Source organism: Streptomyces sp. NPDC101160 (assembly GCF_044768205.1).
Classification (GTDB): domain Bacteria; phylum Actinomycetota; class Actinomycetes; order Streptomycetales; family Streptomycetaceae; genus Streptomyces.
Window position 1 is genome coordinate 156,409 of sequence record NZ_JBIWPJ010000012.1, and the last position, 25,815, is coordinate 182,223.

Here is a 25,815-nt window from a genome sequence, read left to right on the forward strand (position 1 = left end):
ACTCATCGAGTGCTAACGACGATCCATAGTGACGTATTCCGTCGGTTCAGTCCACCGACACCGGAACTCGGTGACCGATACCACGTGCGGCGACCCGGCTCGTCGCCCGGGGGTGGAGGCGCGAGCGGAGCGCGAGCAGGGTGACGAGGGCGAGCAGCGTGCCCGCCAGCGGCACCAGGAAGCCGGTGCTCGCCCCGTGGGCGTCGGCGAGCCGGCCGGCGACCGTGACGGCGGCGGCCTGGCCCAGCGCCACGGCGCCGGTCAGCCAGGTGAACGCCTCGGTGCGGGCGGTGGCCGGGACCAGGGTCTCGACGATGGTGTAGCCGGTGATCAGGGCCGGGGCGATGCACAGACCCACGACCAGGCCGAGGGCGCCGAGCAGCAGGACGGAGTGTGCGGACCAGAGAAGGGAGGCTGCGACGGTGAGACCGGTGTAGCCGAGGATCAGGCGGCGGCGCGGGCCGATCTTCCAGGCGATGGCGCCCATCGCGATGCCGGCGAGCATGTTGCCGGCGGCGAAGACGCCGTACAGCAGGCCGTTGACGCCCGGGTTGCCGATCTCCTCGGAGAAGGCGGTCAGGGAGACCTGCATGCCGCCGAAGACCGAGCCGATGCCGAGGAAGGCGATGACGAGGACGCGGACGCCGGGCACGGACAGGGCCGAGCGGCGCGGTTCGTCGGAGTGGCCGGCCGCGGCGGTCAGGCCGTGGGCGGGCTGGGTGCGGCGCTGGGCGGCGAAGAACAGGCCGCCGACCAGGGTGAGGGCGGCCTCGGCGATCAGACCGGCGGCCGGGTGGATGCCGGTGCACAGGGCGGTGGCCAGGACCGGGCCCACGACGAAGGTGAACTCGTCCGTCACCGACTCGAAGGCGGCGGCGGTGGGCATCAGGGGCGTGCCGTCCAGCTTCGCCGCCCACCGGGCGCGGACCATCGGGCCGACCTGCGGCACGGAGGCGCCGGAGGGGATGGCCGCGAGGAACAGGGCCCACAGCGGGGCGCCGGCCAGGGCCAGCGCGACCAGAAGGGAGACGGAGACGGTGTGCACGAGCACGCCGGGGACGAGGACGGCCCGCTGGCCGAAGCGGTCGGCGAGCTTGCCGCTCTGCGGGGCGAAGAGCGCCATCGAGACGCCGGTCGCGGCGGCGACGGCGCCGGCGGTGCCGTAGGAGCCGGAGGTGTGCTGCACGAGCAGGACGATGCCGATGGTCAGCATCGCGAACGGCTGTCGGGCGGCGAAGCCCGGGAGCAGGAAGGAGAGAGCGCCGGGGGTGCGCATGAGCTGTCCGTAGCCGGGACGCTTCTCGGTGACGACCGTGGACGCCACGGTCCTGGCCTTTCTGCCGCCTGGTAGCGATCCCGGGCACGGTGGTGCGGGCTCGCCGAGAGCTGTCCTCTTGCGCGGAACTGCGGTAGATACCGGGACCCACTGCGGGGGGTGCCTCGGCCGCCATACGGTCGCGCCAGCTCTGCGTCAGGCAGAGTTGGTTCGATCAGGTGTGCCTTCATGGTACAGGGAAGGGCGTCTTCCCGCCTGGGAAAACGCCCTGGGACCCGAATTAATGCCTGGGATTAACCGGATGTTCGCCGGAACGGGCCTCGATGGGGGCCACGGCGGTGTTCCGGGGCGGCCACGGCGGTGGCGCCGCCGGTGCCGAGCCAGCCGGCGAGCTTGCCGCCCTGGTCGACCGCCCGCAGCCGGCGTTCGGCGGCGTCGCGGACCGGGTCGGTGGCGACGACGAGGAGCTCGTCGCCGCGCCGCAGCACGGTGGCGGGGCCGGGGACGAAGCTCTTCTCGTCCCGGACGACCAGGGTGACGGCGGCGCCGGCGGGCAGCCGGAGCTCGGCGACCTCGACGCCGTGCATCCTGGAGTCGTCCGGGATCGCCACGGAGAGCAGGTGGCCGCGCAGCCGCTCCAGCGGGGCGGACTCGACGCCCAGGTCGGCGGCCTCGGCCCGGTCGCCGAGGCGGAGGGCCTTGGCGAGCCAGGGCAGGGTCGGGCCCTGGACCAGGGTGTAGACGACGACGAGCACGAAGACGATGTTGAAGATCCGCTCGCTGCCGGCGATCCCGGACACCATCGGGATGGTGGCGAGGATGATCGGCACCGCGCCGCGCAGGCCGGCCCAGGACATCAGGGCCTGCTCCTGCCAGGGGATGCGGAAGGGAAGGAGGCTGACGAGGACCGAGGTGGGGCGCGCGACCATGGTGAGGACGAGGCCGATGACTATCGCCGGCCAGAAGTCGTGGACGAGCTCGTGGGGGGTGACGAGCAGGCCGAGCAGGACGAACATGCCGATCTGCGCGATCCAGCCGAGGCCCTCGGCGAAGCCCCGGTTGGCGGGGGCGTGCGGCAGCTTGGCGTTGCCGAGCACCATCGCGGCCAGGTAGACGGCGAGGAAGCCGGAGCCGTGGCCGATGGCGCCGGAGGCGTAGGCGACGACGGCGATGGCCATGACGGCGATCGGGTAGAGGCCGGAGGCCGGCAGGGCGATGTGGCGCAGTGCGAGGGCGCCGAGGAAGCCGACGGCGAGGCCGACGGCGGCGCCTATCGCGAGTTCGAGGACGATCTGACCGACGATGACGTACCAGGCGGCGTCGATCTCCCCGACGGTCGAGAAGGCGACGACGAGGATGACGACGGGGGCGTCGTTGAAGCCGGACTCGGCTTCCAGGACGCCGGTCACGCGGGAGGGCAGCGGGATCTTGCGCAGTACGGAGAAGACGGCGGCGGCGTCGGTGGAGGAGACGACGGCGCCGATGATGAGGGCCTGCTGCCACTCCAGGCCGACGAGGTAGTGCGCGCCCGCGGCCGTGATGCCCACGCTCACCGCGACGCCGACGGTCGACAGCACGACGGCTGACGGCAGCGCGGGTTTGATCTCCTTCCACTTGGTGCCCAGGCCACCCTCGGCCAGGATCACCACCAGGGCGGCATAGCCGATCACCTGGGTCAGTTCGGCGTTGTCGAAGGCGACGTTGCCGATGCCGTCCTGCCCCATGGCGATCCCGATCCCGAGGTAGAGCAGCAGGCTGGGAAGCCCGCTGCGGGACGAGATACGCACCGCCGCGACAGCGATGAGCAGCACGAGCGAGCTGATGAGCAGGAGTTCGTTGAGCTGGTGGACAGTCAGTGGCCGTTCCTTCCCCTCGCGCGCCGCACGCGCAGCCGGACCGCGTCACCGGATCGTTCCTCCGGTGCAGGTACTTCGTTACCTTACCTAATCTTTAACGCTTTCTTGACGCCGTCCTGATGGTCGGACGTACATCAGTACGGATAAGTACGGTCTTCTTCCTGACTCCGCGTCCGGGCCGTTCGGACGCTGCGCCTAAGGTTGCTCCCGTACTCCAGGACCACCCTGCCCCTCGAAGGACAGCGATGCCCTCCAACACGACCGCGCCCCCCACCAAGAAGAAGGGGCGGCGCGCCCGCCTGATCGTCCTCGTCCTGGTCCTCGCCCTGGTCGGCGGCATCGGGTACGGCGGATACTGGGGCGTCGACACCGTCCGGGGCTCGTTCCCGCAGACCACGGGGACGCTCAAGCTCGACAAGCTCTCCGGCCCGGTCGAGGTCAAGCGCGACGCGTACGGCGTCCCGCAGATCTACGCCGACAACGAGGCCGACCTGTTCCGCGCCCAGGGCTACGTCCAGGCGCAGGACCGGTTCTACGAGATGGACGTCCGGCGTCACCTGACGGCCGGCCGTCTCTCCGAGATGTTCGGCAAGAGCCAGGTCGACACCGACGCGTTCCTGCGCACCCTCGGTTGGCGCCGGGTCGCGCAGGAGGAGTACGACAAGGTCCTGTCGCCGGAGACCAAGAAGAACCTCCAGGCGTATGCCGAGGGCGTCAACGCCTATCTCAAGGACCGGGACCCGTCCGACATCTCCGTCGAGTACGCGGCCCTCACCCTCGCCAACGACTACTCGATCGAGCCGTGGACGCCCGTCGACTCGGTCGCCTGGCTCAAGGCCATGGCCTGGGACCTGCGCGGCAACATGCAGGAGGAGATCGACCGCTCCCTGATGGCCAGCCGGCTGAAGCCGAGCGAGATCGCGGAGCTCTACCCGGACTACCCGTACGCGCTGCACCAGCCGATTGTCGGCAAGGGCGCCGTCGACAAGATCACCGGGAAGTTCGACCCCAAGGCCGAGCCTCGGGACACCACCGGCACCGGCGACGGCACCGCGACGCAGGGCATCCAGTCCCAGCTCTCGGCGCTCTCCGACAGTCTCGACGAGATCCCGGCGCTGCTCGGCCCCAGCGGCAGCGGCATCGGCTCGAACTCCTGGGTCGTCTCCGGCGACTACACGACCTCCGGCAAGCCGCTGCTCGCGAACGACCCGCACCTCGCGCCGATGCTGCCGTCCCTCTGGTACCAGATGGGCCTGCACTGCCGCACCGTCTCGGCCACCTGCGGCTACGACGTCGCCGGCTACACCTTCTCCGGCATGCCCGGCGTGGTCATCGGCCACAACAACGACATCGCCTGGGGCTTCACCAACCTCGGCGCCGACGTCACCGACCTCTACCTGGAGAAGGTCGGCACCGACGGCTACGTCGTGGACGGCAAGACCAAGCCGTTCACGACCCGCGACGAGGTCATCAAGGTCGCCGGCGGCGGCAGCCGCACCATCACCATCCGCTCCACCGAGCACGGCCCGCTGGTCTCCGACCGCTCCACCGAGCTGGAGAAGGTCGGCCGCTCCGCCCCCGTCGGCAACGCCGCCCCCGACCGCGGCACCGGCTACGGCGTCTCGCTGCGCTGGACCGCGCTCCAGCCCGGCAAGTCGATGGACGCCGTCTTCGAGCTCAACCGCGCCAAGGACTTCAAGAGCTTCCGGGCCGCCGCCAAGGACTTCGAGGTTCCCTCGCAGAACCTGATCTACGCCGACACCGAGGGCAACATCGGCTACCAGGCCCCCGGCAAGATCCCGGTCCGCTCCGACGCCAAGGGCTACGACGGCACCATGCCCGCGCCCGGCTGGGACTCCAAGTACGACTGGAAGGGCTACATCCCCTTCGCCGAGCTGCCCTACGAGTACAACCCCAAGCGCGGCTACATCGTCACCGCCAACCAGGCCGTGATCGACGAGAAGAAGTACCCCCACCTGCTCACCCGGGACTGGGGCTACGGCTCGCGCAGCCAGCGGATCAACGACCTCATCGAGTCGAAGACCAAGGACGGCGGCAAGATCTCGCCGGACGACATGCAGACCCTGCAGATGGACAACCGCAGCGAGATCGCGACCCTGCTCAACCCGCTGCTGCTGAAGGTCGACATCGCCGACCCGCAGGTCCGCGAGGCCCAGAAGCTCCTCGAGGGCTGGGACTACAAGCAGGAGCCGGACTCGGCGGCGGCCGCGTACTTCAACGCGGTCTGGCGCAACGTCCTCAAGCTCGCCTTCGGCAACAAGCTGCCCAAGGAGCTGCGCGTCAAGGGCGAGTGCATCAACGTGCGCGTCTCCGACACCACCGGCCCGGTCGACGAGCAGAACAAGCTGGTCACCGAGTGCGGCCAGCGCGACCCCGACAGCGCGCAGCCGGACGGCGGCGACCGCTGGTACGAGGTGGTCCGCCCGCTGCTGAAGCAGGAGAAGAGCCACTGGTGGAAGACGCCGGGCGACCGGCTCAACGCCCCCACCGAGACCCGTGACCAGCTGCTCGCGCAGGCCATGAAGGACGCCCGCTGGGAGCTGACCGCCAAGCTCGGCAAGGACATCTCCACCTGGAGCTGGGGCCGTCTGCACCAGCTGAACCTCAACAACCAGACCCTCGGCACCGCCGGCCCCGACGTCGTCCGGTCGCTGCTCAACCGCGGCCCCTGGAACGTCGGCGGCGGCGAGGCCGCGGTCAACGCGACCGGCTGGAACGCGGCCGGCGGCTACGAGGTCACCTGGGTGCCGTCGATGCGGATGGTCGTCAACGTCGGCGACTGGGACAAGTCCCGCTGGATCAACCTCAGCGGCGCCTCCGGCCACGCCTTCAACAGCCACTACACCGACCAGACGGACAAGTGGGTGAAGGGCGAGCTGCTCGACTGGGTGTACGGGCAGGCGGCGGTCGAGGCCGCCACCAAGGACACCCTCAAGCTGGAGCCGTAAGGCACCAGGGCGACACCAGCAGGGCGACACCAGCCGGCGAACCGGAGGAGCTACGACGCGAAGCGCCGGACCTCCTCCGGGGTCACCACCGCGTGCACGGGGTGGTCGTGCGGTTCCTCCGGGACCCGCGCGACCACCTCGTTCGCGTACAGGAGCACGACGAGCGCCGGATCCGCCGCCGCCCGTACGAGCCGGGCGAGAACCCGGTCGTACGAGCCGCCGCCCCGGCCGAGCCGCATGCCGCGCGCGTCGACGGCGAGGCCCGGCAGCAGCACCGCGTCCGCGTCGCGGACGGCGTCCGGCCCGAGTCGCTCGCCGACCGGTTCGAGCAGCCCGCGGCCCGCCTTCGCGAGACGCTCGGCCCCCTCGTAGACGGCCCAGTCGAGGTCGTTGTCGGGCAGCAGCACGGGCAGCAGCACCCGTACGCCCCGCGCGCGCAGCGCGTCGAGCAGCGCGCGCGTGCCGGGCTCGCGCCCCACGGAGACGTACGCGGCGACCGTGCCGGCGTCGGCCAGCTCGGGCAGTTCGAGGGCGTGAGAGGCCAGCGCCTCGGCGGCGGCCGCGACATCCTCGGGGCCCAGCGCGGCGCGGGCGGTGAGCAGGGCGCGGCGCAAGAGCGCCTTCTCGGTCGGTTCCGCCTGGATCGGGTCCACTCCCACGACTCCCAACATTCCTCTCATACCGAACGGCTAGGGTGCTCGCCATGACGCAGACGCCGCCCCTCACCAAGGCTGTCATCCCGGCAGCGGGCCTCGGCACCCGGTTCCTGCCGGCCACCAAGGCGACGCCGAAGGAGATGCTGCCGGTCGTCGACAAGCCGGCCATCCAGTACGTCGTGGAGGAGGCGGTCTCGGCAGGGCTTTCCGACGTCCTGATGGTCACCGGCCGTAACAAGCGTCCGCTCGAGGACCACTTCGACCGCAACTACGAGCTGGAGGAGGCGCTGCTCCGCAAGGGCGACGACGAACGCCTCGCCCGGGTCCGGGAGTCCAGCGACCTGGCCACCATGCACTACGTGCGCCAGGGCGACCCGCGCGGCCTCGGCCACGCCGTGCTGTGCGCCGCCCCGCACGTCGGCGACGAGCCCTTCGCGGTCCTGCTCGGCGACGACCTGATCGACCCGCGCGACCCGCTCCTCGCGCGCATGGTCGAGGTGCGCGAGCGGTTCGGCGGCAGCGTCATCGCCCTCATGGAGGTCGAGCCGACGCAGATCCACCTCTACGGCTGTGCGGCGGTCGCCGCCACCGGCGAGGCGGACGTGGTGAAGGTGACGGGCCTGGTGGAGAAGCCGGAGCCGGCCGAGGCGCCCAGCAGTCTGGCCGTCATCGGCCGTTACGTCCTGGACCCGGCCGTGTTCGCGATACTGCGGGAGACCGAGCCGGGCCGCGGAGGCGAGATCCAGCTGACCGACGCGCTGCAGAAGATGGCGGTCGACGCGGAGGTCGGCGGCCCGGTGCACGGCGTCGTCTTCAAGGGCCGTCGCTACGACACCGGCGACCGCGGGGACTATCTGCGTGCCATTGTCAGACTGGCGTGCGAACGTGAAGACCTGGGGCCGGATTTCCGGACCTGGCTCCGCAGTTACGTCAGCGAGGAGATGTAGGACCTTGAGCAGCAGCGGAACGGCACCGTCGACCCACGGCCACTCCGGCGAGGGGCCCGCCGACCCCTGCGCCGGCCCGGCCCGGGGCCTGTGGTCGGTCGACGAGCATCTCGACGACATCCTGGCGGCGGTCTCCCCGCTCGAACCCATCGAGCTGCAGCTGCCCGACGCCCAGGGCTGCGTCCTCGTCGAGGACGTCACGGTGCCGGTCGCGCTGCCGCCCTTCGACAACAGCTCCATGGACGGGTACGCGGTGCGGGTCGCCGACGTGGCGGGGGCGAGTGAGGAGTTCCCCGCCGTCCTCACCGTGATCGGCGACGTCGCCGCGGGTGCCGGCGGGCTGCCCGAGGTCGGGCCCGGCCAGGCCGCCCGGATCATGACCGGCGCCCCGCTGCCGCCCGGCGCCGAGGCCGTCGTCCCCGTCGAGTGGACCGACGGCGGTACGGGCGGGGGCGCGGCCGGCACCATGCGCCCGGCGAGCGCCGCCCCCGAGGGCGCCGAGGGCGAGGTCCGGGTGTACCGGTCCGCCGAGGCCCGGGCCCATGTCCGGGCCCGCGGCAGCGACGTGCGGGCCGGGGAGCTGGCGCTCGCGGCGGGCACGGTCCTCGGGCCGCCGCAGCTCGGCCTGCTCGCGGCGATCGGCCGCGGCTCGGTGCGGGTGCGTCCCCGCCCGCGCGTGGTCGTGATCTCCACCGGAAGCGAACTGACCCAGCCCGGCGAGCCGTTGGCCGAGGGGCAGATCTACGACTCCAACAGCTTCGCGCTCGCCGCCGCCGCGCGCGATGCCGGAGCCATCGCCTACCGGGTCGGCGCGGTCGCCGACGACGCCGAGTCGCTGCGCGCCGCCATCGAGGACCAGCTGATCCGCGCGGACCTCGTCGTCACCACCGGCGGGGTCAGCGTGGGGGCGTACGACGTGGTGAAGGAGGCGCTGACGGCGGACGGCGAGGTCGACTTCCGCAAGCTGGCCATGCAGCCGGGCAAGCCGCAGGGCTTCGGCATGATCGGCCCGGAGCACACCCCGCTGCTCGCCCTGCCGGGCAACCCGGTCTCCTCGTACGTGTCCTTCGAGCTGTTCGTGCGGCCCGCGATCCGCGCCCTGATGGGCCTCGCCGACCGGCCGGACACCCAGCGGCCCCGGGTGCGCGCGGCCGTCAAGGCGGACCGGGTGCTGACCTCGCCGGCCGGGCGGCGCCAGTTCCTGCGCGGGACGTACGACGCCGCGTCCGGCAGCGTCACCCCCGTGGGCGGGGCCGGTTCCCATCTGATCGCGGCGCTCGCGCACGCGGACGCGCTGCTCGTCGTACCGGAGGAGGTGACCGAGGTGGCGCCCGGCACGGAGCTGGAAGTGGTCCTCCTCGGCTGAGGGGCGCATGGTGGGGGTACGGTGTCGTCCCACAGAGCGACCGGGAGTGTCACCGCCATGAGCACGCAGCAAGGACTCACCCACATCGACGAGGCGGGGGCGGCCCGCATGGTCGACGTCTCCGCCAAGGACGTCACGGCGCGCACCGCGCGCGCCAGCGGGCGTGTCCTGGTGTCGCCGCGCGTGATCGAGCTGCTGCGCGGCGAGGGCGTCCCGAAGGGTGACGCGCTCGCCACCGCCCGGATCGCCGGGATCATGGGCGCGAAGAGGACCCCAGACCTGATCCCGCTCTGCCACCCGCTGGCCGTCTCGGGCGTGAAGCTGGACCTGACCGTCGCGGACGACGCCGTGGAGATCCTCGCCACCGTGAAGACCACGGACCGCACGGGCGTGGAGATGGAGGCCCTGACCGCGGTGTCGGTGGCGGCCCTGACCGTCGTCGACATGGTGAAGGCGGTCGACAAGGGCGCGGTCATCTCCGACGTGCGGGTGGAGGAGAAGACCGGCGGCAAGTCCGGCCACTGGACCAGGGGCGAGTCGTGACCCGGGCGGGCCGGGTGACCGGGGTCCACGAGCACGAGCACGAGGCTCATGAGGCCCACGAGGCACCTGCCGAGGCGTCCGCGCGCCAGGCGGCGAAGGGCTCGTACACCGCCCTGGTCGTCACCGCCTCCAACCGCGCCGCCGCCGGTGTCTACGAGGACAAGGGCGGTCCGTTGATCGCCGACGGACTGCGCCGGATGGGCTTCGCCGTGGAGGGCCCCCAGGTCGTGCCCGACGGCGCGCCCGTCGAGGCGGCCCTGCGCGCCGGCGTCGCGGCCGGCTACGACGCGATCGTCACGACCGGCGGTACGGGCATCTCGCCCACCGACGAGACCCCCGAGGTCACCCGGCGCGTCCTCGACCGCGAGATCCCGGGCATCCCGGAGGCGATCCGCGCGTACGGCCGGCAGAAGGTGCCCACGGCGGCGCTCTCCCGCGGCCTGGCCGGGGTCGCGGGCACCACGCTGATCGTGAACCTGCCCGGTTCGACCGGTGGCGTACGGGACGGGCTCGCCGTCCTGGAGCCGCTGCTCGTCCACGCGGTGGACCAGATCCGCGGCGGCGACCACCCGAGACCGGCGGCGGAAACGGGCCCGGAGTCATGATCCCGTCCTGGCCCGTGGTCCTGGTGGACGGCGATGTGCTGCTCCGCCCGATAAAGATGCGCGACCAGCGGGCCTGGCGCGAGGTGAACCGGCGCAACCGCGACTGGCTGCGCCCCTGGGAGGCGACGGTCCCGCCGGCCGGTCCGGGCGGACCGGTGGCGCAGCGCCCGACGTACCGTCAGATGGTGCGCCATCTGCGGGCGGAGGCGAACGCGGGCCGGATGATGCCGTTCGTCATCGAGTACCAGGGGCAGCTGGTCGGGCAGTTGACGGTCGCCGGGATCACCTGGGGCTCCATGTGCTCGGGACATGTGGGCTATTGGGTGGACAGCGCGGTGGCCGGGCGCGGCGTCATGCCGACGGCGGTCGCGCTCGCCGTCGACCACTGCTTCCGCACGGTGGGGCTGCACCGGATGGAGGTCTGCATTCGCCCGGAGAACGGCCCCTCGCGGCGGGTCGTGGAGAAATTGGGATTCCGGGAGGAGGGGCTGAGGCCCCGTTATCTGCACATCGACGGCGCGTGGCGGGACCATCTGGTGTTCGCGCTGACGGCGGAGGAGGTGCCGGAGGGGCTGCTGCGCCGCTGGCACACGACGCAGGCGACCCGTCGGCAGCAGCACCATTGAATCCAATAAGTGTTCGAATTCAATCGGCAGTTGACCGCCGAACGGCATCAATCGATCTGAAGAATCACAAAAAATTTCAGTGATATCAGCCAGATCGTGCGACACACCGGGCCAATTGGCCGATGCCCTCACCCGAACCCCTCTACCGTGTGAGACGTGAGCAGCAGCGGCCTCATCTACGCAGTCATCGTCGGGGCCTGGGCCGCCTACTTGGTGCCGATGTGGCTCCGCAGGCAGGACGAGCTGAACGAGGCCCGTCCGACGGAACGCTTCAGCACCGCCATCCGGCTGCTGTCCGGACGGGCGGGCATGGAGCGCCGTTACGCCAAGGAGCTGAGGGACCGGGAGCGGGCGGCGGACGGCGTGGTGCCCGACGTGGACCCGGACGCGGAGACAGAGCATCTGAGCTCGGTCGACGTCCGGGGCTTCTGCGCGCCCGCGGCCAGGACGGAAGCCCGCCTGGAGTTCCCCGACGCGAGCCCCTCGGACCGGGGCAAGGCCCCGGCCCCCGTCCCGGGCAAGTCCCAGGCCCCGTCCCAGGCCCCTTCGGCGCAGGTCCAGGTCCAGGCCCAGGCCCAGGCGGCCCCGGCCCAGGGCCCCAAGCCCGTCCGGCGCGCCAAGCCGAACGCCTCGGCCGAGCGCGCCCGAAGAAGCAAGGTCCTCGCCCGGCGCCGGCGCACCACGGTGATGCTCTTCCTCGCCTTCACCCTCGGTGCGGTCGTCGCGGCCGTCGGCGGCCTCGCCTTCCTCTGGGCGCCGGCGATCCCGGCCCTGCTCCTGAGCGCGTACATCGTCTACCTGCGCGCCCAGGAGCGGCGGCGCTTCGTCTACGTGATGGACCGCCGCAGCGCCGAGGCCGCCGCGGCCCGGCTGCGCGAGAGCCGCCGCCCCGCCCCGACGCCCGAACCGGCGCCCGCCCCGGCCGCCGCGCCCGCGCCCGAGCAGACCGTCTCCCCGCAGGAGGCGGACCGCCGCGCGCTGGTCGAGCAGACGGACCACGCGGAGTGGGTGGACCAGCAGCGCGATCGCGGCCCGGCCCGCGGCGACAGCTGGGACCCGGTCCCGGTCCCGCTGCCGACGTATGTCACGGCGCCGGTCGCCCCGCGCGCCTCGGGCGGCGTCGACATCACGGACCCGGAGACCTGGAGCGCGGCCCGCTCCTCCACGGCCGCCGACCCGACCCCGCCCCCGGCTCCGCGCCAGCGCACCACCCCGCAGCGCCCGCGCCGCGACCACGGCCGCACCCCGCTCTTCGACCAGTACGCGGACGACGACCGCCCCCGCGCGGCCAACGAATGACCGGCCGGCCGGGGGCCCGTGACAGCCCCCGGCTGACCAGGGCGGGAGCGGATTTCCGACTCGGCCACTCGGGATGCTAATGTTTCACCCGTTGCAAGGGCCTGTGGCGCAGTCCGGTAGCGCACCTCGTTCGCATCGAGGGGGTCAGGGGTTCGAATCCCCTCAGGTCCACAACAACGACGAAGGTCCCGTCCGATCGCAAGATCGGACGGGACCTTCGTCGTTTTCCGCGGCCTCGTCTCCCGCGCCGGGGCTCCCGCTCAGCGCGTTTCCGGCTCAGCGGGATTCAGGGTCGGCGGGTTTCCGGGTCGGCGGGATTCCGGCTCAGAGCGCCTTCGCGAAGCAGCGGCTGTTCGGGTAGTCGCGGTAGTAGCCGAACTTCGCGCACGGCTCGTAGCCGCTCGACGTGTAGAGGGCGATGGCCTCCGGCTGCGCCGTTCCCGTCTCCAGGACCATGCGGGTGCGGCCGGCGGTGCGGGCGTCGGCTTCCAGGAGGGCGAGGATGCGGCGGGCCAGGCCGAGGCCGCGGGCCTCGGGGACCACGTACATGCGCTTCAGTTCGGCGTCGCCGTCCGCGTAGCCCTCGTCGTTGGCGTCCTGGGTGCGCCAGCCGCCGGTGGCGACGGGGCGGCCCTGGGGGTCGTACGCGAGCAGGTAGAGGCCCTGCGGCGGGGCGAACATCGCCGGGGCGAGCGGGGTGAGGTCGCCCTCGCCCTCGCCGTCGTCGTCCGCGTACCGCTCGGCGTACTCCAGCTGGACGGCGTCGTTGAGCTTGACCGCGTCGGGGTGGTCGAAGGGCGTCGGGCGTATGTTCATGCGTTCCACTGTACGTCTATGCGGGGCTGGCGACGGGGTGCCGGCCGTGGTGTCGGTATTCTCCCGGGATGCTCACCATCACCAGCGTGAATGTCAATGGTCTCCGAGCCGCCGCCAAGAAGGGCTTCGTCGAGTGGCTGGCCGCGACCTCCGCCGATGTGGTCTGCCTCCAGGAGGTGCGGGCCGAGGAGGCGCAGCTGCCGGCCGAGGTGCGGGCGCCCGAGGGCTGGTTCACCGCCCACGCGCCCGCCGCCGCCAAGGGCCGCGCCGGTGTCTCGCTCTACATGCGACGCGAGCCGGACGCCGTGCGCGTCGGCTTCGGCTCGGCCGAGTTCGACGGCAGCGGCCGCTACATCGAGGCCGACCTGCCCGGCGTCACCGTCGCCAGCCTCTACCTGCCCTCCGGCGAGGTGGGCACCGAGCGGCAGGACGAGAAGATCCGCTTCATGGACGAGTTCCTGCCCTATCTGAAGGGGCTCAAGGAGCGCGCCGCCGCCGACGGTCGCGAGGTCGTCGTCTGCGGCGACTGGAACATCGCCCACCGCGAGGCCGACCTCAAGAACTGGAAGGCCAACCAGAAGAACGCCGGCTTCCTCCCCGAGGAGCGGGCGTGGCTGGGCCGTGTCCTCGACGAGACCGACGCCGGCTACGTGGACGTCGTCCGCGTCCTCCACCCCGAGCAGGAGGGCCCGTACTCCTGGTGGTCCTACCGTGGCCGGGCCTTCGACAACGACAGCGGCTGGCGCATCGATTACCAGGTCGCCACGCCCGGACTCGCCGCGAAGGCGGTCAAGGCGTACGTCGAGCGGGCCGCGACGCACGCCGAGCGGTGGAGCGATCACGCGCCCGTGACCGCGGTGTACGGCATGTGATGCCGTTTCCCCTACGAGGGCTCGCGCAGTCGCCGGTCGAGGGCCAGCGACAGCTCCGCCTCCACCACGCTCTTGGCGAGCGGGCGCAGCCGCTGCGCGTCGCCGGCGGCGGTGTACTTGCCGAGGATCTCGGTGAACAGCTCCGCCAGCGCCTCCGCGTGCTCGCGCACCCGGCCGCCCGCCTCCAGGACGGCGGCCAGTGGCACGCCCTCGCGGACCAGTGCGGCGGAGACGTCGAGGAGCCGGCGGCTGATGTGGACGATGTCCTCGCCGTCGGTGGCGAGGTAGCCGAGGTCGAGGGCGGCGGTGAAGTTCTCCGGGGTGACCTCGCCGGCGAAGTGGTCGGCGAGCTCCTCCGGGGTGAGGCGGACGGGCTCCTCCTCGGTCGGCGGGCCGAGTTCGAGGACCTCGCGGACGTTGCGGCCGGACTCGAAGGCGGCGGTGAGGTCGGCGATGCCGTTGAGGGTGTGGCCGCGTTCGAGCAGTCCGGCGATGGTGCGCAGGCGGGCCAGGTGGCGGTCGTCGTACCAGGCGATCCGGCCCTCGCGGCGGGGCGGCGGGATCAGTCCGCGCTCGCGGTAGAAGCGAAGGGTGCGTACGGTGATGCCGGCCGCGGCGGCCAGGTCGGCCATGCGGTACTCGCGCGGGGCCTGGGCGTCTCCGTCGGAGGCGCCGGGGGTGTCGGGGCCTCCGGGGGCGTCGGCCAGTGCTGCGTCCTGGCCCCGCTCCGGCTTCGGCTCCTGACCCGGCTGCCCGTCCGGCTCCGGCCCCGAGCCCCGTACCGCTGCTTCTCCTGATCGTTTCGCCACGCCCGCCAGCCTATGTTGTACCGCCGGTAACTTTCCCTCGCCGTACCCCTACCGCTCAGTATGCCGCTGCTCTACAGTCCCGATTGTGCCAGTGATTGCTGGCGGAATCTTGGCCGGGCGCACGGGAGGCGGCATGGCGAAGCACGAGCACGTACGGGTGGCGGTGATCGGATCGGGATTCGGCGGCCTCGGCGCCGCCGTCCGGCTGCGCCGGGAGGGGATCACCGACTTCGTCGTCCTGGAGCGGGCCGACTCCGTGGGCGGCACCTGGCGCGACAACAGCTACCCCGGCTGCGCCTGTGACGTCCCCTCCCACCTCTACTCCTTCTCCTTCGCGCCCAACCCCGACTGGCCGCGCACCTTCTCCGGGCAGCGCCACATCCGCGCGTACCTGGAGCATGTCACCGACACCTTCGGGATCCGGCCGCACCTGCGCCTGAACCACGAGGTCATGAGGATGACCTGGGACGAGGACGAGCTGCGCTGGGACATCGAGACCAGCCGCGGCAGCTTCTCCGCCGACGTCGTCGTCTCCGCCACCGGCCCGCTCTCGGACCCGAAGATCCCCGACATCCCGGGGCTCGCCGACTTCACCGGCAAGGTCTTCCACTCCGCCCAGTGGGACCACGACTACGACCTCACCGGCAAGCGGGTGGCCATGGTCGGCACCGGCGCCTCCGCCATCCAGATCGTCCCGTCCATCCAGCCGAAGGTCGGGAAGCTCACCCTCTTCCAGCGCACGCCCCCGTGGGTCATGCCCCGCGTGGACCGGGCCATCAGCGGTCCCGAGCGCTGGCTGCACCGGCAGCTGCCGTTCACCGCGACCGCCCGCCGCGGCATCCTCTGGGGGATCCGCGAGCTGCAGGTCAGCGCCTTCACCAAGCGGCCCGACGAGCTGGGCCTGGTCGAGCGGCTCGCCAAGGCCAACATAGCCCGCTCCATCAAGGACCCGGCGCTGCGGGCCAGGCTGACCCCCTCGTACCGCCTCGGCTGCAAGCGGATCCTGCTCTCCAACGCGTACTACCCGGCGCTCGCCCAGCCCAACGTCGACGTCGTCGCCTCCGGCCTGAAGGAGGTCCGCGGGAACGTCGTGGTCGGTGCCGACGGCACGGAGACCGAGGTCGACGCGATCATCTTCGGCACCGGCTTCCACGTCACCGACATGCCGATCGCCCCGCGCGTCATCGGCGCCGAGGGCCACTCGCTCGCCGACCGGTGGAAGAACGGCATGGAGGCGCTGCGCGGCGCCACCGCCGCCGGCTTCCCCAACTGGATGACGATCATCGGCCCCAACACCGGCCTCGGGAACTCCTCGATGATCCTCATGATCGAGTCCCAGCTGAACTACATGGCCGACTACCTCCGCCAGCTCGACGTCCTGGGAGGCCGGGCCGCCCTCGCCGTACGCCCCTCCGCCGTCAACGCCTGGAACCGCAAGGTGCAGAAGCGGATGGAGACGACGGTGTGGAAGGCGGGCGGCTGCGACAGCTGGTACCTCGACGCCAACGGCCGCAACACCACGCTGTGGCCGGGCACGACGTACGAGTTCCGGCGCGAGACGCGGACCGTCGACCTGTCCGAGTACGAGGTGCTGCGCGCGCCCGCGAAGCCGTCGACGAGCCGTCGTTCCGCCGCCGCCCGCAAGAAGGAGGCCGTCCAGTGAGCGCGCTGACGGCGACCTCCGCCGACGGATCCCGCATCCACGTCGAGGTGCACGGCCGGGCCGGTGCCCCCGCCGTCGTCCTCGCCCACGGCTGGACCTGCTCCACCCGTTTCTGGGACGCGCAGATACGGGACCTGGCGGCCGACCACCGGGTCATCGCCTACGACCAGCGCGGCCACGGCGGCTCCCCGGCCGCCGACACCCTGGGGCGGACCGGCGGCAGGGGCTACTCCACCGAGGCGCTCGCCGACGACCTGGAGGCCGTGCTCGCGGCCACCCTCGGCCCCGGCGAGCGGGCCGTCCTGGCCGGTCACTCGATGGGCGGCATGACGCTGATGGCCGCCGCCCGGCGCCCGCTCTTCCGGCAGCACGCCGCCGCCGCGCTGCTCTGCTCGACCGGGCCGGCCCTGCTGACCGAGGAGGCGCTCGTCGTGCCGCTCGGGCCCGGCCGGCTGCGGACCCGGCTCACCCGCTCCGTACTCGGCTCGAAGGCGCCGCTCGGGCCGGTCACGCCGATATCGAAGAAGGTGCTGAAGTACGCGACGATGGGACCGGGTTCGGCGCCCGAGCGGGTCGACGCCTGTGCCCGGATCGTGCACGCCTGCCCGCGCGGAGCCCGGCACGGCTGGTCGCAGGTTCTCGCCGGGCTCGATCTGGCGGCGGAGGTGCGGGAGCTGCGGCTGCCCGTGGCCGTCGTCGTCGGCACAGCCGACCGGCTCACCCCGCCCGTGCACTCCCGCCGCATGGTCGCCGACCTGCCGCACTGCACGGGCCTGACCGAACTGGCCGGCATGGGCCACATGACGCCGGTGGAGGCCCCCGAGGCCGTCACCGCGCAGATCCGCGAACTGACGCTCACCTACCTGGGTGTGACGGAGCAGACCGTGAAGGAGGCAGGGGCATGAGCAGGGTGAGTCTGGAAGGACAGGTGGCGGTCGTCACCGGAGGAGCCCGCGGTGTCGGTGAACTCCTCGCCCGCAAGCTCTCCGCGCGCGGTGCGAAGATCGCGCTGGTCGGCCTGGAGCCCGAGCTCCTGAAGGAGGTCGCCGGGCGGCTGCACACCGAGGCCGACTGGTGGCACGCCGACGTCACGGACCACGTGGCGATGGCGCGGGTGGCCGAGGAGGTGAAGGAGCGGTTCGGCAAGGTCGACATCGTCGTCGCCAACGCCGGTGTCGCGGCGGGCGGTCCGTTCGTCGACTCCGACCCGGCCGCCTGGCGGCGGGTCATCGAGGTGAACCTGATCGGCGGCGCCGTGACGGCCCGGGCCTTCCTGCCCGTCCTCATGGAGTCCCGCGGCTACTTCCTGCAGATCGCCTCGCTGGCCGCGATGACGCCGGCGCCGATGATGACGGCGTACTGCGCCTCCAAGTCCGGCGTCGAGGCCTTCGCGCACAGCCTGCGCGCCGAGGTCGCCTACAAGGGCGTCAGGGTCGGCGTCGGCTACCTCTCCTGGACCGACACCGACATGGTGCGCGGCGCCGACCAGGACGACGTCATGCGCGAGCTGCGCTCCCGGCTGCCCTGGCCGTCCAACCGCACCTACCCGCTCGGCCCCGCCGTCGACAGGATCGTCGCGGGCATCGAGCGCCGGTCGGCCCACGTGTACGCGCAGTGGTGGCTGCGCGGGATGCAGTCCACCCGCGGCTATCTGCCGGGCGTCATCGCCGCCGTCGGACAGCGCGAGATGAAGCGCTTCGAGCCGCGGCTCGCCTCGGTGTCGAAGGGGCTCGTGGGCGCGGGCGGGGCGGCTGACGAACAGGCGCGCAACCAGCCCGTATAACTGTCCGTATGTGATCGAAATGCACGCGTTGTCCTGCCGTGTCAGTCTGGTCGAGGCCCAAGGGGCGGATTCCCGCCCCGTTCCCCTCTCACCCCTCTAGGAGTGAATCTTCATGGGCATCAAGGACGAGATGCAGGACAAGGCGCGACAGGCCAAGGGCAAGGCGCAGCAGACGCGACAGGCGCAGCCGGCGCGGCAGCCGCAGCAGTCGAACCAGCCGCACCAGCCGCACCAGGGCATGGGTGGCGCGAAGGACCGGGCGTCCGAGCGTGCCTCGCAGGCCAAGAGCCGTGCGCAGCAGCAGGCCAGGGGCCGTATGAGCGAGGCCGACGAGCGCCTCGACACGGACTACGACGCCTGACGCCGTCCTGTGAGGAAGGCGCACCCGGGACGCCGGGTGCGCCTTCGCGCGTTGTGGACGACTTCGCGGACAGCCGCCGGCGGCCCGCACCACCTGTGGATAACTTCCTGCACGGAACCGCGGAGTTACGTACCGTGATCCCCATGTCCGAGACTGAGGCAACCGACGTAACGACGTTCGTACTTGAGCGACTGCGACCCGACCACGCGCCCGCCCTGCTCGCCTTCGAGCGGGAGAACCGGGCCTTCTTCGCCGCGTCCGTGCCGGACCGCGGCGACGCGTTCTTCGACGAGTTCGAGGAGCGGCTCCGGGACCTGCTGGCGGAGCAGGCGACCGGCACGATCCTCTTCCATGTGCTGGTGGCGGGCGATGGGGAGATAGTGGGGCGCTTCAACCTGGTCGACGTCGCCGACGGAAGCGCCGAACTCGGCTACCGGGTCGCCGAGAAGGCGACCGGGCGGGGCGTGGCGACCAGGGCGATACGGGAGCTGTGCGCACGGGCCCGCGAGGAGTACGGGCTGCGCCGGCTCACCGCCGCCACGACCCTCGACAACGCGGCCTCCCGGGCGGTGCTCGCCCGGGTCGGCTTCGGTGCGGTCGGCGGGGTCGTGCTCGGCGGGTGGGACGGCGACGGGAAGCCGGGCACGGCCTACGAGCTGGACCTGGGCGGGAGCTTGGGCCGCGAGCGGTCCGGCACGGCCTCGTAGCCGGGCGGGCTCGCGGGCGGGTTCTCGTCCAGCAGGGCGATGGCGATGTGCACGGCGTCGTCCAGCTGGGCGTGCCGGCCCTCGGCCCAGTCGAGCGGGGTGCGCAGGATCGCGAGGTCCGGTGCCACGCCGTGGTTCTCGACGGACCAGCCGTACTCGGGGAACCAGGCCGCGTTCATCGGGACGGTGATCTGGGTGCCGTCGCCGAGCCGGTGCCGGCCCGTCATGCCGACGACGCCGCCCCAGGTGCGCTGGCCGACCACCGGGCCGAGCCGCAGCAGTTTGAAGGCGGCGGTGATCATGTCGCCGTCGGAGGAGGTGGCCTCGTCGGCGAGGGCGACGATCGGGCCGCGCGGTGCGTTGGAGGTGTACGAGACGGGCTGGGCGTTGCGGGTGAGGTCCCAGCCCAGGATCTTGCGGGTGAGTTTCTCTATCACCAGCTCGCTGATGTGGCCGCCGGCGTTGCCGCGGACGTCCACGATGAGGGCCGGCCGGGAGACCTCCATCCGCAGGTCGCGGTTGAACTGGGCCCAGCCGGAGCCGCCCATGTCGGGGATGTGGAGGTAGCCGCAGCGCCCGCCGCTGACCTCGCGGACCACCGCGCGCCGCTTGGCCACCCAGTCCTGGTAGCGCAGCGGGCGTTCGTCGACGAGCGGGACGACGGCGACCCGGCGGGGGCGGCCCTCGCCCTCGGCGGAGGTGAAGGTGAGTTCGACGGTGGTGCCGCCGGTGCCGGAGAGGAGGGGATAAGGGCCGGTCACGGGGTCGACGGGGCGGCCGTCGACATGGGTGAGGACGGCGCCCTCGCGGATGCCGGTGCCCGCGAGCGGCGAGCGGGCCTTGGAGTCGGAGGAGTCGCCGGGCAGGATCCGCTTGACCACCCAAGCGCCCTCGCGGCACACCAGGTTGGCGCCGAGCAGGCCCTGCGGGCGCTGGTAGTGCGGCGGGCCCTCGTTGCGCCGGGCCGGGCTGACGTAGGCGTGGGAGGTGCCCAGCTCGCCGAGGACCTCGCGCACCAGGTCGGCGAACTCGTCGGGGGAGGCGACCCGTTCGACGAGCGGCCGGTACTGGTCGAGCACCGCCGGCCAGTCGACGCCGCCCATGTCCGGCTCCCAGAAGTAGGCGCGGACGATCCGGCCGGCCTCGTCGAAGGCCTGCCGCCACTCGGCCGCCGGCTCCACCTCGTGCACGATCCGCCGCAGGTCGAGGTAGACGGTGGAGTCGCCGTCGCCGGGTTCGTTCGCGGGGACGGCCCGCAGGTCGCCCTCGTCGTTCACGACGAGCCGGCTGCCGTCGCCGCTGACCGCGAACGAGTCGAGGTGGCCGACGAGTTCGGTCTTGCGGGCCCTGGCGATGCTGTAGTGCTCCAGGGTGGGGCGGGGGGAGGGGTCGGACGGGTTGGCGAAGGTCTCACCGAGGGCGCCGGAGATCGGCCAGCGCAGCCACACCAGGCCGCCGCCGGCGACCGGCTCGAGCGCGGAGTACTTGGAGGCGGTCACGGGGAAGGGCGTGACCCGGTCGGGCAGGCCCTCGATCTCGACGGTGACGGTGCCGTCCCCGGTGCCCGCCTCCTCGTCGGCGGGGTCCATGCCGCCGGCGGCGGGCCGTCCGTCGGGAAGCAGCGCGAAGGGAGAGGGGGTGGCCGAGGAGAGCGGCACGAGATAGGGGCGGCAGCCCAGCGGGAAGGACAGGTCGCCGGTGTGCACGTCGTACACCGGGTCGAAGCCCCGCCAGGAGAGGAAGGCGAGATAGCGGCCGTCGCGGGTGAAGACCGGGTTCTCGTCCTCGAAGCGCCCGTTGGTGACGTCCACGATGACCCGGGCGCCCGGTCCGGCGATGCGGGCCATCTTGATGGAGCGCAGCGAGCGGCCGATGCCGGGGTGGGACCAGGTCAGCCAGCAGCCGTCGGGGGAGAAGGCGAGGTCGCGGACGGGGCCGTTGACCGAGCGGATCAGCTCCGTCACCACGGTTCCCTCCTCCGTCACCACGGTTCCCTCCTCCGTCACCACGCGGCCTTCGAAGCCCTCGGCCTCGGCGTCCTCGGCCTCCGAGGCACCGGTTCCGGTGGTGCCGGTCTTCGAGGTGTCGGTTCCGGTGGTGCCGGTCTCCGAGGTGCCGGTCTCCGAGGTGCCGGTCTCCGAGGTGCCGGTTCCGGAGGTCTCGCCGGGCTGCGCGCCGGGTTCCTCCTCGGCCTCTACCACGGCCTCCACGCCCTCCTCCTCGGTGGTGTCGATGAGGAGCAGCCGGCCGTCGTTGGAGGCGATGGCGAGCCGTTCGCCGTCGGGGTCGGAGACCATCTCCTCGACCCGGCCGAGTTCGCCGGAGGCGAGGCGGCGCGGTGGGCGGTCGCCGCTGGCCCGGGGCAGGTAGGCGATCTCGATGGCGTCCTCGCCCTCGGCATCGGTGACATAGGCGACCTGGCCGCCGCTGCCCAGCATCTCGGGCAGCCTGACCCGGACGCCGGGGGTGTCGGCGATGGTGCGGGCGGGGCCGTCGCGGTGGGTGAGCCAGTAGAGGCTGCCGCGCACGATGACGGCGGAGGCGCGGCCGGTCTCGTCGACGGACAGGGCGTCGACGTGGTGGGCGGCCGGCACCTGGTAGGGGCGGCGGCCGGTGCGGGGGCCGCCGAGCCGGACATCGAGGCGGCGGGGTCGGGAGCCGGCGGTCAGTTCGTCGACGATCCACAGTTCGCCGGCGCACTGGTAGACCACCCGGCGCCCGTCGCTGGAGGCGTTGCGGGCGTAGAAGTCGTCGTGGTCGGTGTGGCGGCGCAGATCGGTGCCGTCGGGGAGGCAGGAGTAGAGGTTGCCGATGCCCTCGTGGTCGGAGAGGAACGCGATCCGCATCGCGCCCGCGTCGCCGCCCTCGCCGGCCGGCGCGGCGACGAACATGGGCGCGGAGAGATGGCCGCCGATGGCGGGCAGGAGCTGCTCGCCGTGCAGCCACAGCCGGCCCATGGCGCCGCCCCGGTAACGCTTCCACGAGGCCGGCTCGTGCGGCGGGGTGCCGGTGAGGAGCAGGGTGCGGCGCTGCCCGTCCAGATCGGCGACGGCGATGTCGGAGACCGGGCCCCACGGCATCCGGCGGCCGGGGGAGCCGTCGGTGGAGACGGTGTACGCCCAGGAGAAATACGAGAAGGGCTGGCCGTGCGAGGAGACGGCGAGGATCTCCGTGTTGCCGTCCTCGTCCGGCGGTGACCAGCCGCAGACCCGGGTGTCGGTGGAGCCCCAGTAGGTCAGCCGCCGGGAGGGGCCGCCGTCGACCGGCGCGAGATGGATCTCCGGGTCGAGGCTGCGCCAGCTCGTATAGGCGATGTGGCGCCCGTCCGGCGAGAAGCGCGGGTGGCCGACACGGGTCCGGTCGGCGGTGATCCGCCACGCGCGGCCGGGCAGATGGCCCCCGGGCACGAGGGGGGAGACCCAGAGGTCGTCCTCGGCCGCGAAGCACAGCAGGTTGCCGTGGAGGTGCGGGAAGCGGAGATACGCGAGGTCGTCCGTCACCTCCTCATGCTTTCCGCGGAAAGGGGCCGCGGCAACTCGTACGTGTGTCCAGGCCGTGTGGGCGAGGACACGTACGAAACGGTTTCGTTTCGCATGGCGGGTGGGTATCGTCTTGGTGTACGAAACCGTTTCGTTCGCTCACGTCGACCGGAGGCCCGACATGGCACGCAGCAGGCTCACCCCCGAGCGGGAGGCCGAGCTGTACGAAGCCGTGCTCGAGCTGCTGCGCGAGGTCGGCTACGACGCCCTCACCATGGACGCCGTCGCCGCCCGCACCCGGTCCAGCAAGGCCACCCTCTACCGCCAGTGGGGGAGCAAGCCCGAGCTCGTCGCCAGGGCCCTGCGCCACAACAAGCCGGTCTCGCTCGCCGAGATCGACACGGGCAGCCTGCGCGGCGACTTCCGGGCGATGCTGGAGCGGACCGACGACTGCCAGATGGAGCGGGACTCCGCGCTGATGCGGGGCCTGGCCCATGCCGTCCACAACAACCCCGAACTGCTCCAGGCGCTGCGCGAGCTGCTCATCGAACCCGAGATGACCGGCCTCGACGACGTCCTGAACCGAGCCGTCCGGAGGGGCGAGATCGACGCCGCGAACCCGGCGCTCAAGCTCGTCCCCCACATGCTGATCGGGGCGTTCATCGCCCGCCCGCTGATCGAGGACCAGCCGGTGGACCACGCCTTCCTCAGCGCCTACATCGACGCCGTCGTGCTCCCCTCACTCGGCGCCTGACCCCCACTCGGCCTCCTCCGCACCACCCGAACCACCCCCAGCACCCTCACCCGCATCACCTGACGTCGCACCGCTCACGCCGTCGGGCCGGCTCCCCATGCCCTGTCCCACTCGAAACCGGGAGTACGCCCCCGTGGCCACGTTCCTCTACAAGCTCGGCCGCTCCGCCTTCCGGCGCCGGCGGCTCGTCGCCCTGATCTGGGTGGCGCTCCTCGCCCTCGCCGGCGTCGGCGCCGCCACCGCGTCCACCGCGACCTCCAGCTCCTTCTCGATCCCCGGCACCGAGGCCCAGCGCGCCTTCGACCTGCTCGAACAGCGCTTCCCCGGTTCCAACGCCAACGGCGCCACCGCCCGCGTGGTCTTCCAGGCCCCGGCCGGCCAGACCATGAAGGACCCGGCCAACAAGGCCAAGGTCGAGAAGACCGTCGCCGCGCTCAAGTCCGGCTCGGACCAGATCGCACGGGTCACCGACCCGTACACGGCCCAGGCGATCTCCCGCGACGGCCGGGTCGCCTACGTCTCGGTCGCGTACAAGGTCAACGCCATGGAGCTGACCGACGCGACGCGTGACGCGCTCAAGGACACCGGTGCCAAGGCGCAGGGCCAGGGGCTGACCGTCGAGATCGGCGGCGACGCGCTCCAGAGCATCCCCGAGACCGGCGCGGGCGAGATCGTCGGCGTGGTCATCGCCGGCATCGTGCTCGTCATCACCTTCGGCTCGCTGGTCGCGGCCGGACTGCCGCTGCTGACCGCGATCATCGGCGTCGGCATCGGCGTCTCCACGATCACCGCGCTCGCCAACGTCCTCGACCTCGGCTCCACTACCTCCACCCTGGCGATGATGATCGGCCTCGCGGTCGGCATCGACTACGCCCTCTTCATCGTCTCCCGCTACCGCGCGGAGCTCGCCGAGGGCCGCGAGAAGGAGGAGGCCGCCGGGCGCGCGGCCGGCACCGCGGGCTCCGCGGTGGTGTTCGCCGGTCTGACGGTGGTCATCGCCCTCGTGGGCCTGGCCGTCGTCAACATCCCGATGCTCACGAAGATGGGCTTCGCCGCGGCCGGCACGGTCGTGATCGCCGTACTGATCGCGCTCACCCTCATCCCGGCGCTGCTCGGCTTCGCCGGTGACAGGATCGTCGGCCGCAAGCAGCGCAAGGCCCTGAAGCGGAACACCGAGCCGGAGAAGGCGGACAAGCCGAACGCCGGCACCCGCTGGGCCCGCTTCGTCATCCGCCGTCCGCTGATGGTGCTGCTCGTCGGCGTCCTCGGCCTCGGGGCCGTCGCCGTGCCGGCCGCGTCCCTGGAGATGGGCCTGCCGGACGACGGCGTGAAGCCCACCTCCACCAGCGAGCGCCGCGCCTACGACCTGCTCTCCGAGGGCTTCGGCCCCGGTTTCAACGGCCCGCTGCTCGTGGTCGTCGACGGCCCGAAGGCCGCCGCCGACCAGGCCATGTCGGCCATCAAGGGCCTGGACGGCGTCGCGGCCGTCACCCCGCCGACCCCGAACAAGGCCGGCGACACCGCGATGATCACGGTCGTCCCGAAGGACCGCCCGTCCTCCGCGGCCACCGAGGAGCTGGTGCACGACATCCGCGGCGCGACCGGCGACGACGTCCTGGTCACCGGCCAGACCGCGATGAACATCGACTTCTCGCAGAAGATGAACGACGCCCTGCTGCCCTATCTGGCGCTCGTCGTCGGCCTCGCGTTCCTGCTCCTCATGGTGGTCTTCCGCTCGGTCCTGGTGCCGCTGAAGGCGGCCCTCGGCTTCCTGCTCTCCGTGGTCGCCGCCCTCGGCGCCGTCGTCGCGGTCTTCCAGTGGGGCTGGCTGGGCGGCCTGTTCGGCGTCGAGCAGACCGGCCCGATCATGTCGATGATGCCGATCTTCATGGTGGGCGTCGTCTTCGGCCTGGCGATGGACTACGAGGTCTTCCTGGTCACGCGGATGCGCGAGGCGTACGTGCACGGCGCCCGCCCCGGGCAGGCGATCGTGACCGGCTTCCAGCACGGCGCCCGGGTGGTCACCGCCGCCGCGGTGATCATGATCGCGGTCTTCTCCGGCTTCATCGGCTCCAGCGAGCAGATGGTGAAGATGATCGGCTTCGGCCTCGCCGTCGCCGTCCTCTTCGACGCCTTCGTGGTCCGCATGGCGATCGTGCCGGCTGTGCTCGCGCTGCTCGGCCACAAGGCGTGGTGGCTGCCGAAGTGGCTCGGCCGCGTGCTGCCCAACGTGGACGTGGAGGGCGAGGGCCTGGCGGCCGCCGGTGCGGCCGGCGCGACCGACCCGGCCGGGCCGGCCGAGAAGGAGCTCGTGAAGGCCTGAGCCCCGAGATCTCCGGGGCCGCCGCTTGAGCGGTGGGGGTCCCCCCACGCCCCCAGGGCGTAGGGGGAGAGCCCCGGACCGCGCCGGAACCTGTGGGGACGGGGA

Annotated in this window: 21 protein-coding genes and 1 tRNA gene; 16 read left to right on the forward strand and 6 right to left on the reverse strand. The window is 72.2% G+C overall.

The features are described from left to right. Positions 1 to 46: 46 nt before the first annotated feature. Positions 47 to 1,324: an MFS transporter gene (locus ACIRSU_RS33615; RefSeq protein WP_403800465.1), complete on the reverse strand. Its 1,278-nt coding sequence runs from the start codon at positions 1,322 to 1,324 to the stop codon at positions 47 to 49. Positions 1,325 to 1,569: 245 nt separating this feature from the next. Further along, positions 1,570 to 3,132: a potassium/proton antiporter gene (locus tag ACIRSU_RS33620; RefSeq protein ID WP_403800600.1), complete on the reverse strand. Its 1,563-nt coding sequence runs from the start codon at positions 3,130 to 3,132 to the stop codon at positions 1,570 to 1,572. A 245-nt stretch (positions 3,133 to 3,377) separates the two neighbouring features. Here ACIRSU_RS33620 and ACIRSU_RS33625 point away from each other — a divergent pair, with 245 nt between their 5' ends. Further along, complete coding sequence (locus tag ACIRSU_RS33625) at positions 3,378 to 6,101, forward strand: penicillin acylase family protein (protein ID WP_403800468.1); 2,724 nt, start codon at positions 3,378 to 3,380, stop codon at positions 6,099 to 6,101. Between the two features lie 50 nt (positions 6,102 to 6,151). On the opposite strand, the gene ACIRSU_RS33630 is transcribed toward ACIRSU_RS33625, so the two are convergent. Beyond that, positions 6,152 to 6,760, reverse strand: coding sequence for a 5-formyltetrahydrofolate cyclo-ligase (locus ACIRSU_RS33630; RefSeq protein WP_403800471.1), 609 nt, complete (start codon positions 6,758 to 6,760; stop codon positions 6,152 to 6,154). Positions 6,761 to 6,804: 44 nt separating this feature from the next. Between ACIRSU_RS33630 and galU the strand changes: the two genes are divergently transcribed. The 7 genes from galU to ACIRSU_RS33665 all read left to right on the forward strand — a co-directional run bounded on the left by galU (position 6,805) and on the right by ACIRSU_RS33665 (position 12,314). Continuing rightward, entirely contained in the window at positions 6,805 to 7,704 is a 900-nt protein-coding gene (gene galU / locus ACIRSU_RS33635; protein ID WP_403800473.1) for a UTP--glucose-1-phosphate uridylyltransferase GalU, read from the forward strand. Between the two features lie 88 nt (positions 7,705 to 7,792). After that, on the forward strand, positions 7,793 to 9,070 hold the full coding sequence (gene glp, locus ACIRSU_RS33640; RefSeq protein WP_403800603.1) for a gephyrin-like molybdotransferase Glp: 1,278 nt from the start codon (positions 7,793 to 7,795) through the stop codon (positions 9,068 to 9,070). Between the two features lie 57 nt (positions 9,071 to 9,127). After that, entirely contained in the window at positions 9,128 to 9,613 is a 486-nt protein-coding gene (gene moaC / locus ACIRSU_RS33645; protein ID WP_403800476.1) for a cyclic pyranopterin monophosphate synthase MoaC, read from the forward strand. 113 nt (positions 9,614 to 9,726) lie between these two features. Next, positions 9,727 to 10,218 (forward strand): molybdenum cofactor biosynthesis protein B, encoded by a 492-nt coding sequence (locus ACIRSU_RS33650; protein WP_403800607.1) that lies wholly within the window; start codon positions 9,727 to 9,729, stop codon positions 10,216 to 10,218. Then, positions 10,215 to 10,844 (forward strand): GNAT family N-acetyltransferase, encoded by a 630-nt coding sequence (locus tag ACIRSU_RS33655; protein ID WP_403800479.1) that lies wholly within the window; start codon positions 10,215 to 10,217, stop codon positions 10,842 to 10,844. The genes ACIRSU_RS33650 and ACIRSU_RS33655 overlap by 4 nt, the downstream gene beginning before the upstream one ends. A 156-nt stretch (positions 10,845 to 11,000) precedes the next feature. Continuing rightward, entirely contained in the window at positions 11,001 to 12,143 is a 1,143-nt protein-coding gene (gene glpR, locus ACIRSU_RS33660) for a gephyrin-like molybdotransferase receptor GlpR (protein WP_403800481.1), read from the forward strand. A gap of 97 nt (positions 12,144 to 12,240) precedes the next feature. Next, a tRNA-Ala gene (locus tag ACIRSU_RS33665) sits at positions 12,241 to 12,314 on the forward strand. 153 nt (positions 12,315 to 12,467) lie between these two features. Here the strand turns inward: ACIRSU_RS33665 and ACIRSU_RS33670 are convergent. After that, entirely contained in the window at positions 12,468 to 12,959 is a 492-nt protein-coding gene (locus ACIRSU_RS33670; RefSeq protein WP_403800483.1) for a GNAT family N-acetyltransferase, read from the reverse strand. Between the two features lie 68 nt (positions 12,960 to 13,027). On the opposite strand from ACIRSU_RS33670, the gene ACIRSU_RS33675 reads away from it, so the two are divergent. Next, positions 13,028 to 13,831 carry an exodeoxyribonuclease III gene (locus tag ACIRSU_RS33675; protein WP_403800486.1) on the forward strand — a complete coding sequence of 268 codons (804 nt, stop codon included), beginning with the start codon at positions 13,028 to 13,030 and terminating at the stop codon, positions 13,829 to 13,831. A gap of 11 nt (positions 13,832 to 13,842) precedes the next feature. On the opposite strand, the gene ACIRSU_RS33680 is transcribed toward ACIRSU_RS33675, so the two are convergent. After that, positions 13,843 to 14,463, reverse strand: coding sequence for a MerR family transcriptional regulator (locus ACIRSU_RS33680; protein ID WP_403800610.1), 621 nt, complete (start codon positions 14,461 to 14,463; stop codon positions 13,843 to 13,845). A 310-nt stretch (positions 14,464 to 14,773) separates the two neighbouring features. Here ACIRSU_RS33680 and ACIRSU_RS33685 point away from each other — a divergent pair, with 310 nt between their 5' ends. The 5 genes from ACIRSU_RS33685 (at position 14,774) to ACIRSU_RS33705 (ending at position 19,154) form a co-directional block, all read left to right on the forward strand. Continuing rightward, entirely contained in the window at positions 14,774 to 16,303 is a 1,530-nt protein-coding gene (locus tag ACIRSU_RS33685; RefSeq protein WP_403800489.1) for a flavin-containing monooxygenase, read from the forward strand. Further along, positions 16,300 to 17,208 carry an alpha/beta fold hydrolase gene (locus tag ACIRSU_RS33690; protein ID WP_403800491.1) on the forward strand — a complete coding sequence of 303 codons (909 nt, stop codon included), beginning with the start codon at positions 16,300 to 16,302 and terminating at the stop codon, positions 17,206 to 17,208. Before ACIRSU_RS33685 ends, ACIRSU_RS33690 begins: the two co-directional genes overlap by 4 nt. Continuing rightward, a complete protein-coding gene (locus tag ACIRSU_RS33695; RefSeq protein WP_403800494.1) occupies positions 17,205 to 18,086 on the forward strand; it encodes an SDR family oxidoreductase in 882 nt (293 codons plus the stop codon). Before ACIRSU_RS33690 ends, ACIRSU_RS33695 begins: the two co-directional genes overlap by 4 nt. Positions 18,087 to 18,198: 112 nt before the next feature. Further along, positions 18,199 to 18,447 (forward strand): hypothetical protein, encoded by a 249-nt coding sequence (locus ACIRSU_RS33700; RefSeq protein ID WP_403800496.1) that lies wholly within the window; start codon positions 18,199 to 18,201, stop codon positions 18,445 to 18,447. A 143-nt stretch (positions 18,448 to 18,590) separates the two neighbouring features. After that, positions 18,591 to 19,154 carry a GNAT family N-acetyltransferase gene (locus ACIRSU_RS33705; protein WP_403800498.1) on the forward strand — a complete coding sequence of 188 codons (564 nt, stop codon included), beginning with the start codon at positions 18,591 to 18,593 and terminating at the stop codon, positions 19,152 to 19,154. Here the strand turns inward: ACIRSU_RS33705 and ACIRSU_RS33710 are convergent. After that, positions 19,097 to 22,654 (reverse strand): S41 family peptidase, encoded by a 3,558-nt coding sequence (locus ACIRSU_RS33710; RefSeq protein WP_403800501.1) that lies wholly within the window; start codon positions 22,652 to 22,654, stop codon positions 19,097 to 19,099. The two genes, ACIRSU_RS33705 and ACIRSU_RS33710, sit on opposite strands and share 58 nt — an antisense overlap. A 160-nt stretch (positions 22,655 to 22,814) precedes the next feature. On the opposite strand from ACIRSU_RS33710, the gene ACIRSU_RS33715 reads away from it, so the two are divergent. Both ACIRSU_RS33715 and ACIRSU_RS33720 read left to right on the forward strand, forming a co-directional pair. Further along, on the forward strand, positions 22,815 to 23,387 hold the full coding sequence (locus tag ACIRSU_RS33715) for a TetR/AcrR family transcriptional regulator (protein WP_403800504.1): 573 nt from the start codon (positions 22,815 to 22,817) through the stop codon (positions 23,385 to 23,387). Positions 23,388 to 23,520: 133 nt separating this feature from the next. Continuing rightward, positions 23,521 to 25,710 carry an MMPL family transporter gene (locus ACIRSU_RS33720; protein ID WP_403800507.1) on the forward strand — a complete coding sequence of 730 codons (2,190 nt, stop codon included), beginning with the start codon at positions 23,521 to 23,523 and terminating at the stop codon, positions 25,708 to 25,710. Positions 25,711 to 25,815: the final 105 nt, after the last annotated feature.

Coding starts and splice junctions, on each gene's coding strand:
- ACIRSU_RS33625 (WP_403800468.1), top strand. CDS start 3,378: ATGCCCTCCAACACGACCGCGCCCCCCACCAAGAAGAAGGGGCGGCGC.
- galU (WP_403800473.1), top strand. CDS start 6,805: ATGACGCAGACGCCGCCCCTCACCAAGGCTGTCATCCCGGCAGCGGGC.
- moaC (WP_403800476.1), top strand. CDS start 9,128: ATGAGCACGCAGCAAGGACTCACCCACATCGACGAGGCGGGGGCGGCC.
- ACIRSU_RS33655 (WP_403800479.1), top strand. CDS start 10,215: ATGATCCCGTCCTGGCCCGTGGTCCTGGTGGACGGCGATGTGCTGCTC.
- ACIRSU_RS33670 (WP_403800483.1), bottom strand. CDS start 12,959: ATGAACATACGCCCGACGCCCTTCGACCACCCCGACGCGGTCAAGCTC.
- ACIRSU_RS33675 (WP_403800486.1), top strand. CDS start 13,028: ATGCTCACCATCACCAGCGTGAATGTCAATGGTCTCCGAGCCGCCGCC.
- ACIRSU_RS33680 (WP_403800610.1), bottom strand. CDS start 14,463: ATGGCCGACCTGGCCGCCGCGGCCGGCATCACCGTACGCACCCTTCGC.
- ACIRSU_RS33685 (WP_403800489.1), top strand. CDS start 14,774: ATGGCGAAGCACGAGCACGTACGGGTGGCGGTGATCGGATCGGGATTC.
- ACIRSU_RS33695 (WP_403800494.1), top strand. CDS start 17,205: ATGAGCAGGGTGAGTCTGGAAGGACAGGTGGCGGTCGTCACCGGAGGA.
- ACIRSU_RS33700 (WP_403800496.1), top strand. CDS start 18,199: ATGGGCATCAAGGACGAGATGCAGGACAAGGCGCGACAGGCCAAGGGC.
- ACIRSU_RS33705 (WP_403800498.1), top strand. CDS start 18,591: ATGTCCGAGACTGAGGCAACCGACGTAACGACGTTCGTACTTGAGCGA.
- ACIRSU_RS33715 (WP_403800504.1), top strand. CDS start 22,815: ATGGCACGCAGCAGGCTCACCCCCGAGCGGGAGGCCGAGCTGTACGAA.